The organism is Leptolyngbya sp. PCC 6406, from assembly GCF_000332095.2.
Taxonomy (GTDB): domain Bacteria; phylum Cyanobacteriota; class Cyanobacteriia; order Phormidesmidales; family Phormidesmidaceae; genus PCC-6406.
In genome coordinates, this window is record NZ_KI913949.1 from 118,445 (window position 1) to 124,444 (window position 6,000).

The window sequence follows — 6,000 nt, forward strand, 5'->3', positions numbered from 1 at the left end:
CCCGCCACAAGGGCAACCACAAGGGATTGCCCCTACGGATCCAGATCAATATCGGTCACCCGGCACTGGGTAGGGCGGGTTTTGAGGTTCCCATTTGGGATTTCCCAGTAGACACGAGCTAAACCCGCCCCTACGGGATTGACCCCAATACCCCATCACCCCAATACCCCATCACCCCCCCACCCCATCACCCCTCACCCTTCCCTCACGAGTTAAGGAGTTTTGAGCAGATGGGAGAGTTGGGTCTGACCTACTTCACACCACCCCATGGCTTCTAGGGATTGGGGGGGGAGTGGTGGGTGCCGGAGTTGTTGCCAAGACTGCCACAGCAGCGGCAGGGCACTGCCCGCCACCAGTAGGGCTACCCCTACCCCAATCAGGGTATCGGCCCACATCCAGCCCAGATAGGTCACAGCTAGGGCCGCCGCGATCGCACCTAGAGATCCCAACAGATCCGCCACAATATGGAGAAAAGCGCCGCGCAGGTTCAAGTCCTGATGGATGTGGCCATGGAGCCAGTACAGATTGACGCCATTGATCAACAGTCCCAGCAGTGCCGTCACCAGCATGGGCCAGCTCAAAATTTCCGTCGGTGGCCCCTGAAGGTGGTGCAGAGCTTCCCGCCCAATCCACAGCGCCATCGCCATTAACCCCAGACCATTAACCAACGCAGCCATAAGTTCAAAGCGGTGCCCCCCTTTAGCAGTGGCAGAGGCCCGTCGTGCTAGTCCGGTGGCACAAAGGGCAATGGCCAAGGCACTCACATCCCCAAACATGTGACCGGAATCTGCCCGCAGGGTCAAACTGTGACTCATGACGCCCACCCAGAGTTCAAAGACTGCAAACAGCGCCACAGAAACCATGACGGGTAGTAGCCAGCGACTTTTCGGCGGGACTATACCGCAGTTGCAGATCAGGGGACGAATTTGAGCCATAGGTGTCGAAGGCAACCTAACATCTTGCGTTTCTACTGTAAGGTACCCCACCCTTCCACGTCAGCTCGACGACCCTCAAAATTCAACCCCAACCAAACTCCAGGATTTTGGTCACTCGTCAATCAGTGATTGATCCAGCATTAGTACACCTAGCCTGAAATAGGCTTGCTATTCTGCCGCACCAGCCCAACATTTTCCGGTCCCCGCTCCCCCTGGGAGAGGGCTAGGGCTTCGGCGTGAGCTCAGCCGAACGGTGAGGAGCCGAGTGTGCCACGATGGAACGGCCAGGGTATTTACGCCGCAGAGCACTAGTCCCGCAGGGTGTAAATCAGCCCACTATCGTCGTACCAGCCCAACATTTTCCGGTCCCCTCTCCCCCTGGGAGAGGGCTAGGGTGAGGGGCCGAGTGTGCCACGATAGAACAGTTAGAGTATTTACGCCAACCAGCACTAGGGCCGAGGCGGGGTGTGATTGCCATGGGAATGCGATCGCGCTGGTGACCGCCTGCTGAGACCTTTTGAGAGGGTATTTCCCCGAGAGAGATGGGGCGGGCGGCGGTGGCATGGAAAAATGCGCCGGGATCTCCTAGGATTTGCCTATTGAGCCCCTGTTTTCCCCTGGCCTGCGGTGACCACAACAATTCTGATTCTGGCGGCGAACCCGCGAGGGACGGTCCCCCTGCGCCTGGATGAGGAGGTGCGGGAGATCAAGGCGGGGTTGCAGCGATCGCGCCATCGCCAGGATTTCCAAGTGGTGTATGAAACGGCGGCACGGCCTCGGGATGTGCGGCGGGCGATGCTGGATCACAAGCCCCAGATCGTTCATTTCTGTGGCCATGGGGACGGTGAGCGGGGGCTGATTCTGGAGAATGAGGGTGGTCACCCCCAGCCGGTCAGCACCACCGCCCTGGCCACCCTGTTTCAGCTATTTGCCGAGCAGGTGGACTGTGTGCTGTTGAATGCCTGCTATTCCCAGGTGCAGGCCACCGCGATCGCCCAGCACATTGGCGCGGTGATTGGCATGAACCAGGCCATCGGCGATCGCGCCGCCATTGAATTTGCCACCAGCTTCTACGATGCCCTAGGGGCGGGGGAAACCCTGGAGTTTGCCTATCGCCTGGGGTGCAATGCCATGGCCCTAGCGGGGGTAGGGGGAGAGCAGATTCCCGTGCTGATCCAGCGGTCTGAAACCGCTGCCCCAGCCACTCCCCCCGGTCGGGTTGTGATTGGCTACAAGCGGGGCATCGAGCCCGATGAACCCCTGGCCTTGGCCCTGCGGGCGGCATTGGCCCAGACCCATCAAGTCTTTATTGACCAAGACATGGCCATCGGCACCCCCTGGGCGCAGCGGATCGAGGCGGAAATTCGCCAAGCGGATTTTTTCATTCCCCTGCTGTCCCCCCAGGCGGTGCAGAGTGAAATGGTCGTAGGGGAGGTGGAAACGGCCCACCAGCACTATCAAACCCAGGGCCATCCCCAGATTTTGCCGGTGCGGGTAGCCAATGACATCCCCTTTGCCTATCCCCTCAATGCTTACCTGAACGGCATCAACTGGGCCACCTGGCACAGTGAGGCCGATACAGAACCCCTGATCGCCGCCCTGCAACAAGCGATCGCCGGTACCCCCCTACCCACCCCAGTAACCGCAGTTCAAAACCCCCCAACCCCCCAATACCCTAATACCCCACTCCCCCACCCCTCCACCCCTCCACTCCCCCACCCCGCCGCCCAACCCCACTTCCTAGAAATGCCCGAAGGCACCATCGACGGGGACTCCCAGTTCTATGTCCAGCGCCAAGAGGATGCCCTAGCCCTGGACACGATCCAGCGACAGGGGGTGACGATCACGATCAAGGGGCCGCGCCAGATGGGCAAAAGTTCCCTGCTGAATCGGGTGATGGCGGCGGCGGTGGCCCAGGGGAAGCGGGTGGCGTTCTTGGACTTTCAGTTGTTTGACCATGAGGCGCTGGGATCGGGCGATCGCTTTTTTCGTCAGTTCTGCGCCTGGTTGACGGATGAGGTGGAACTAGAGGATCGGGTGGCGGATCATTGGCCCGCCTCCCTGGGCAATAGCCAGCGCTGTACCCGGTATATGCAACGGTATGTGCTGAAAACCCTGGCGGAGCCCCTGGTGTTGGCCATGGATGAGGTGGAGCGGGTGTTTGATGCCCCCTTCCGGTCGGATTTCTTCAGTATGTTGCGCAGTTGGCACAACAACCGGGCCATGTCTCCCCTATGGAAGCGGTTGGATCTGGCCCTGGTGACCTCGACGGAGCCCTACCAACTGATCGAAAACCTGAACCAGTCTCCCTTTAATGTGGGTCAGGTGTTGGAACTCCAGGACTTTGATGGGGCGGCGGTGGCGGATCTGAACCAGCGCCACGGCTCGCCCCTGTCGCCCCCCCAGGAGCAGGGGTTGCTGGCCTTGGTGGCGGGGCATCCCTACCTGGTGCGGCGGGCGTTATATCTGGTGGCGACGGGGCAGGTGACGGCGGCGGAGTTGTTGGCGACGGCGAGCCAGGAGCGGGGGCCGTTTGGGGATCATTTGCGCTATCACCTGTTTCGGATGAATGATAAGCCGCAGTTGGTGGCGGGGATGGTGGAGGTGATCCAGCACCAGCGCTGTGCCGATGAGGGGGTGTTTTTCCGGTTGCGGGGGGCGGGGTTGGTGCGGCGACACCAGCAGCAGGTGGTGCCCCGATGTCCGTTATATGGTCAATATTTCTGGGAGCGGCTCCATGGCTGAGACTCCAAATCCCCAGTTCTATACGACGGGCGGCACGGTGCAGGCGGCGGAGGGGGTGTATATTCCCCGGCAGGCGGATGGGGAGTTGTTGCAGCGCTGTCGAGAGCGGGAGTTTGCCTATGTGCTAACGCCTCGGCAGATGGGCAAGTCGAGTTTGATGATCAACACGGCCCAGGTGCTCCAGCAGGAGGGGGTGCGGACGGCGATTGTAGATTTGCAAGATTTGGGAACGCAACTGACGGCGGATCAGTGGTATTTGGGGGTGCTGGTCAAGCTGGAGGATCAGCTTCTGCTGGAGACGGACGTGGTGACGTGGTGGGAGGATCACGGCCATTTGGGGGTGTCCCAGCGATTGACGATGTTTTTTGAGCAGGTGTTGCTGGTGGAGGTGACGGAGCCGCTGGTGGTGTTTGTGGATGAAATCGACTCCACGCTGCCCCTGGACTTCACCGATGACTTTTTCACGGCGGTTCGCTATCTCTATTCCGCCCGTGCCCAAGTCCCTGCATTCCATCGGCTTTCGTTTGTGTTGATTGGGGTGGCGACCCCCAGTGATTTGATTCGGGATCCGCGCCGCACGCCGTTCAATATTGGCCACCGGATTGATCTCCAGGATTTCACGTTGGCGGAGGCGATGCCGTTGGTGGCGGGGTTGGGGTTGCCGCCGGAGCAGGGGGAACGGGTGATGGGGTGGGTGTTGGCCTGGACGGGGGGCCATCCCTATCTGACCCAGCGCCTCTGTCAGGAGATGGCGTTGGTGGGGGGAACGGCCTGGACGGAGGCGGAGGTGGAGCGGCTGGTGCAGCGGGTGTTCCTGGGGGCGACGGGGGAGCAGGAAACGAATCTGCTGTTTGTGCGGGATATGTTGACGAGGCGGGCACCGGAGCCGGGGGCAGTGCTGAAGACCTATGGCCAGGTGTGGCGGGGTCGTCCGCCGGTGGCGGATGAGGAGCAGTCTGTGGTGAAGGCGCACCTGAAGCTGGCGGGGGTGGTGCAGCGCCAGGGGCGGTGGTTGCAGGTGCGCAATGAAATCTATCGGCGGGTGTTTGACCGCCGTTGGATTCGGGCGCATTTGCCGGAGAGTTTTTGGCAGCGGTTGCGTCCGGCGATGCCGATTATTGCGGTGTTGGTGGTGGCGATCGTGGGGTTGTCGGGGTTGGCGGCGTATGCCAACCAGCAACGCCTAGAGGCCACCTACCAACGGCAGGTGGCGGAGGAGCAACGGTTCGAGGCGGAAACGGCCCTAGCCGCTACCCAAGTGGCAGAGCAAGCGGCAGCCACCGCTGCCACAACAGCCCAGGAGGCGGAACAGGAGGCGGTGGCCCAGCAGCAGGCCGCGGAACGGGAGGCCCAGCGGGCGGAGGAAGCGGCCCAAGCAGCAGCGGCGCAGCGACAGCAGGCGGAGGAACAGCGCCAGCGGGCAGAGGTCCAGACCCAGTTGGCGCAACAGGAGACGGGGCGGGCGAATCAGGAGCGACAGCGGGCGGAGGCCCAGACTGACCTAGCAACGGCCCAGCAGCGGGAGGCGGAGCGGCAGGCGGCCATTGCCCAATTGGAACGGGATCGGGCGGAGGGGTTGCGGCAGGAAGCGGAGCGACAAACCGCTATAGCTGAAGTGCGAGAAAAAGCAGCCCGTGCCCTCTATTTCCTCACCACTCTGCGTCAGGTGGATGGCTTGGTGCTGACCGTGGATGCCCTGGGGGCAAGTCGTGAGAAGGGGCTTTCTGAGGTGTTGCCAGCGGTGCATAATGCCCTGCTGACGGGGGTGCAAACGGTGCGGGAGCGCAACCTGCTGCGGAGCCATCAGGGAGTGGTCAGGTCGGTGGCGTTGAGCGGGGATGGCCAAACCATCGTTAGTGGGGGAGATGACGGCACGGTGCGGTTGTGGAGCCGCAGCGGCGAGGCTCTGGGTACCCCCTTCACGGGCCATCAGGGAGTGGTCAGGTCGGTGGCGTTGAGCGGGGATGGCCAAACCATCGTCAGTGGGGGAGATGACGGCACGGTGCGGTTGTGGAGCCGCAGCGGCGAGGCCCTGGGTACCCCCTTCACGGGCCATCAGGGATGGGTCTGGTCGGTGGCGTTGAGCGGGGATGACCAAACCATCGTCAGTGGGGGATCTGACGGCACGGTGCGGTTGTGGAGCCGCAGCGGCGAGGCCCTGGGTACCCCCTTCACCGGCCATGAGGGAAGGGTCAGTTCGGTGGCGTTGAGCGGGGATGGCCAAACCATCGTCAGTGGGGGATTAGACGGCACGGTGCGGTTGTGGAGCCGCAGCGGCGAGGCCCTGGGCACCCCCTTCACCGGCCATCAGGGAGGGGTC

General features: G+C 62.2%; 3 protein-coding genes. 2 read left to right on the forward strand and 1 reads right to left on the reverse strand.

Going from position 1 to position 6,000, the window contains the following annotated elements:
* Nucleotides 1–212: 212 nt before the first annotated feature.
* Nucleotides 213–935, reverse strand: coding sequence for a cation diffusion facilitator family transporter (locus LEP6406_RS26065; RefSeq protein ID WP_008311570.1), 723 nt, complete (start codon nucleotides 933–935; stop codon nucleotides 213–215).
* Between the two features lie 627 nt (nucleotides 936–1,562).
* Here LEP6406_RS26065 and LEP6406_RS0200590 point away from each other — a divergent pair.
* Both LEP6406_RS0200590 and LEP6406_RS34600 read left to right on the forward strand, forming a co-directional pair.
* Nucleotides 1,563–3,680 (forward strand): AAA-like domain-containing protein, encoded by a 2,118-nt coding sequence (locus tag LEP6406_RS0200590; RefSeq protein ID WP_027268715.1) that lies wholly within the window; start codon nucleotides 1,563–1,565, stop codon nucleotides 3,678–3,680.
* On the forward strand, nucleotides 3,673–6,000 hold a 2,328-nt coding region (locus LEP6406_RS34600; protein WP_036028833.1), incomplete at its 3' end, for an AAA-like domain-containing protein. The genes LEP6406_RS0200590 and LEP6406_RS34600, both read left to right, overlap by 8 nt.

Bases quoted from the DNA above. Each gene is read 5' to 3' on its own strand.
- LEP6406_RS26065 (WP_008311570.1), bottom strand. From the start codon at position 935: ATGGCTCAAATTCGTCCCCTGATCTGCAACTGCGGTATAGTCCCGCCG.